The 4,642-nt window shown below is 34.3% G+C and carries 4 protein-coding genes; 2 read left to right on the top strand and 2 right to left on the bottom strand.

The genetic code is table 11. The features are described from left to right. Positions 1–347: hypothetical protein (locus WA010_RS03440; protein WP_422555774.1), on the top strand; the 347-nt coding region annotated here is incomplete at its 5' end. 5 nt (positions 348–352) lie between these two features. Here WA010_RS03440 and WA010_RS03435 read toward each other — a convergent pair. Both WA010_RS03435 and WA010_RS03430 read right to left on the bottom strand, forming a co-directional pair. After that, positions 353–2,452 carry a CHASE domain-containing protein gene (locus WA010_RS03435; protein WP_422555773.1) on the bottom strand — a complete coding sequence of 700 codons (2,100 nt, stop codon included), beginning with the start codon at positions 2,450–2,452 and terminating at the stop codon, positions 353–355. A gap of 28 nt (positions 2,453–2,480) precedes the next feature. Then, positions 2,481–3,983, bottom strand: coding sequence for a response regulator transcription factor (locus WA010_RS03430; protein WP_422555772.1), 1,503 nt, complete (start codon positions 3,981–3,983; stop codon positions 2,481–2,483). Positions 3,984–4,165: 182 nt separating this feature from the next. Here WA010_RS03430 and WA010_RS03425 point away from each other — a divergent pair. Beyond that, positions 4,166–4,642: hypothetical protein (locus WA010_RS03425; protein WP_422555771.1), on the top strand; the 477-nt coding region annotated here is incomplete at its 3' end.

Below are 4,642 nucleotides of genomic sequence, written 5' to 3'. Positions count from 1 at the left end.
AAGGAAAGCTCCTTATTATTACTCGCCCGCAAAATATTGCTTTTCCATTGTTTAAAGCTGCAAAAGAAGCATTTGCTCAAAATCAACCGCCCCATACAATTTTTGAATTACAGCTTAAAGCTTGTGGATTCAAAGTCATAACAACTTTACGGGAACATCCCTTTACCCTATCAAAAGAGATTTGGTATGAAATGCTACGTCATCGTTTTATGTCAGATCTTGGGGTATTTAGCGATGAAGAAATCGAAGCCGGAATTCGTGAACTTGAAATCATCTATCCCGAAAAAACTATCGACATCATCGACAATCTTATCTTTATTACGGCGGTCAAATCCCATTCTTACTAATGGAGTTATGATAACGGTAAACAGATTTTAAAACATGCACCTACTGGGGTATTATAGACACTCAGTGATCCTTTTGCATGTTTTTCAACAATTATTTTCGACATATAAAGACCGATTCCTGTTCCATTTTTTTCTATTTTTGTACTAAAATAAGGATCGAAAATTTGGTTCAAAATCTCCCCTGGTATCCCGCCACCATTATCTTCTATCTCAAAACAACTCATATTCTCTTCATAAAACGTTCGTATCCATATTGTCGGTTCAGCAATTAAATTATCCGTTAATATATCTTCTGAATTTTTAATAAAATTCAGGATAACTTGCTTCATTTCACGCGAATAGGTTTCAAAAGCATCTTTATAATCAAAAGCAATTTCTACTTTAATCGATTTACTGATCAAAATCGGTTGCATTATCGTCATACTCCCTTGAACCAATTCTTGCCATGTTGTTAATTCTTTTATTTTATCTTTTTTGAAAAAATTTCTAAAATCATTGATCGTATTAGAGAGTTCCAACGCTAAATCACTCACTAAATCAAGCTTCTCGGTAAAATGGTTCTTTTCATATTGATCCATCATCGTTTCAAAACTTAATAATCCAGAAATAGCAGAGATAGAAGCAAGCGGTTGGCGCCATTGATGGGCAATCATATTAATCATCTCCCCCATCGCCGCATGACGTGACTGCATCATCATCAAATCATCTTTATGTTTGAGCTCAGTTACATCCATTGCAGAAGAAATAAGCGCTTTTTGTCCATCGATTATCCCAAACGGTGCCGAACTAAACTGCCAAGTGATTTTCGCACCCGATTTACTATAAAATGTAAATTCACCCTCATCGACTTTTTCTGTAATCGTAAAAAGATAACGGATATGGGCTTTGATATCCGCATGATTTTCCTCTCGGTAAACTTTATCAATCCAAATATCCGTGGTCGGTGTCTCTTCATACGTATAACCACAGATAGTTGACCAAGTTTGATTCATTTTTACAATTCTGCCATCTTCGCTATGGACAATAATAGGATTGGGAGCAGTATTGATCATATTTTCTAATTCATCATTAAGCGCTCTAATTTCAGCAGTCATTTTACGTGCTATATATTTTGCTTGTTGTACGGTTTGAGAAAAAGAAAGAAATATCAATAATACCAAAAAAGATATAGGCAAACCTGCCAATATCACCAATCGAGGCTGATCCATATTTATGGTCGTGTTAAAAGAAGGAAGGGTTTGAAAAACGGCTGTCCATGTGCGTCCATATAGTACTATCGGAACCGATACGATATAAAGCGGTTTGTCCTGTATAAAGGGCTGACTCTCATACAAAAGATTTGTATCACTAATCTGTGTGCCGTCATAAATACTTACTGCTATATTTGGATTATTTTTATTCAATATTTCACGCATCAAATCGTTTGCACGAAAAGGGGCATATATAAAACCTTTCAGACGTTCATGCTTCTCTCTCAATGTCAAAAAAGTACTTTTTTCAGTATAAAGAGGAGTATACATTAAAAATCCGGCTTGAACATCGATATCAGTTTCTTGAACCAATGTTACCTTACCTGATAAAGCGGTATTGCCGCTATCACGAGCATGTATCATTGCTTGTTGCCGAGTAAGATTCGTAAACATATCGTATCCAATAGCACGCTTATTCTTCTCATCCAACGGTGCAAGATAAATAATAGAATGATATTCTTTACGCTGTCCAAAAGGTTTAATCGTATAGTTACTATCTTGTTGTCTGTGCATTTTGGCAATATGGCTTGAAAGATTCTCAGGAGTAATCACTATTGAATATCCAATACCTTGGAAACCGGGATAATGTTCTTCAATTTTTAATCTTCGAATGTAGTTTTCCCACTTTGATTGATCAATCATCTCAACCGTATTTAGTAATGCAGCACCGCTTTGCAATGTATGTTCATAAGCCTGCATACGATTGTTAATTTTATCAACGGTATCACGTACCGATACGTCAAATCTATTTTTAGCTTCATTTAAAACTTTTTTTTGAGCATTAGACCATAATAAAAACGTAATTCCTAATGCGATTATAAATGCAAACCAAGCAATTGCTACCGATCGAGACATTCCCATAAAAATACGATATATGACTCTCTTATAGCGCTTTAAATTCACGTATAAGCTCCATTTGCCGATTAGCAATATAATTTCGTACTTTCTCCTTATCTACCGGACTCAATGCGAATAGATAAACCACATTAAAAGATTTAGCAAACGTATCGATACGATGCACTTTACCCTGAATTATCAGGAGTAATGGAGCATGATCTGTCTCAAAAATCATAGAAATTTTTGACATTGTTCCGATACAAAGCCCTGCTGGAAGTGCATCAATCTCTATTTTAACCGAACAAATCGAAATATCGACAACCCGCGTCCTCCCTGAAAATTTTATTTCATCATAAAATAATGTGGCACTATGACGCCCTTCATCCGGTTCCAAACGAATATTAGCTCTTTGATCAGCACTTTCTTGAATAAATTGCATATCGGAAAAGGTAATAGTCTGCTGATCAAAATCAATACTATGCGGTACTTTACATAAAACACTGTAAGGAAACAATTCGGATGTAATCGTTATATTTTTAGCAATTTTAATAGCTTTAAGTTGAGCATAAGCCGTTTTCAATACTATCTTGTTATCATCAATATTAATTAAAATAGCACTGTTTACAATTGTCAAACCACGATAAAAGTTATGAAGTTTAACCTCAGACCCATTCTCTTTTATAACATTCATCAATTTCATAACAGCGTTGCTTTCTTGAAGTTTTTGATCATTTTTAGTTGCATTTCCATCAAAAATCATCATTAAATTCAACTCACTAATATCATCAAATGAAACGATTGTCATCCCCTCTTTATCAGGAATTTTTCTCAGTTTCATAATTAAATGTCGAGTCTCTTTATCATAATTTACTACTTTCGTATGAAACAGTTGTTCTGAATTGGCAAGTGCTTTTTCATACCACCCTGATTCTGAAGTTGAATACAAAAACCCTTGATGTTCCAAGAGCAATTCCCGTATGCCCTTTCGCTGTTGCATAAATTCATCCAAATTTTTTACCCCGAAAAAATCAAGAAATTGCCGATTTACAAGAATTGGTATCCCTTTATCAAACATCATAAGAAGATTATTTTGATAATTAAAAATATCGTTTAATTGGCGTTCAAAAATCCGTTTGTTACGCTCATTATGGATTGAAAGAACAGCAGCATGCAATGCTGAAATCAAAAGAGGAATTTTGGTTGGTTTGGCTAAATAGCGAAAAGCTCCAGTCTCAATTGCTTCGTATAAATACTCTTTCTCATCAAAAGCAGAAAGAAAAATAATACGGATATCACTATTATCCAATTTGATTGCTTTTGCTAGCTCAAATCCACTCATACCTGGCATTTTAATATCACTCAAAACAATATCCGGATTATATTGACGATATCGTTCATACCCGATCTCACCGTTTTCGGCATAGTATAAATAAGGAAAAAATTTTGTTAATAAACTGATTATATTTTCTCTAAGTCCTTTGTTATCCTCAATATAAAGGAGTTTAACCTCTTGAGCAAATAGTGTTAATTCTTGCACCATAGTATTCATATCAATCATCTCATAATTAGTCTATGGAATATTCTCATGATTTTCGATCATTGATCCATAAAAACGTCCCATCTATCAGTTAATAATCATTTTATTCTTTAAAAGTCACAAAAAAATCATATCTTAAAAAATTATTCTGAAAAACTACCCATAAACGAATAGACCATGTTATGATTTACATTATGATACATCTAAATCCCGAAGCACGACTCAACATCCTCCTCCCCAACATGAACAAAGTCCTTGGGGAGGTAATCAGCAATGCTACTCCTGAACAGCTTGAAATTCTCAAAGAGGGAAAAGACCTCAAATCTCTCCTTACATCCATATTTCAGGATAAATTCTCCTCAATCAAATCCGATACAGTTTTACTCGATATTTTAAAAAACTCAACTCCATTTAAAACGATGGGAAATTTCAGCGAAAATCTCAGATCACTCATTAAAGAACTCAAAACATCTCCAGAACTCTCAACTAAAACGATTATTTTAGAAAAATTTCTCAAAGACATCACCCTCATGGATGCCCAAACCCTCAAAAATCAAATGACGAATAGCGGAGTATTCATGGAGTCCAAATTTGCCGCAGCAATGCAAAAAATTCCCAATCTCATCAAAAAGTTTGATCATTTGAATGTTGTTCAAGAGACCAAAGTATCC

Origin of the sequence: Sulfuricurvum sp. (assembly GCF_049305995.1) — a bacterium.
Lineage (GTDB): Bacteria > Campylobacterota > Campylobacteria > Campylobacterales > Sulfurimonadaceae > Sulfuricurvum.
This window is presented reverse-complemented; position numbering and strand designations above follow the sequence as displayed.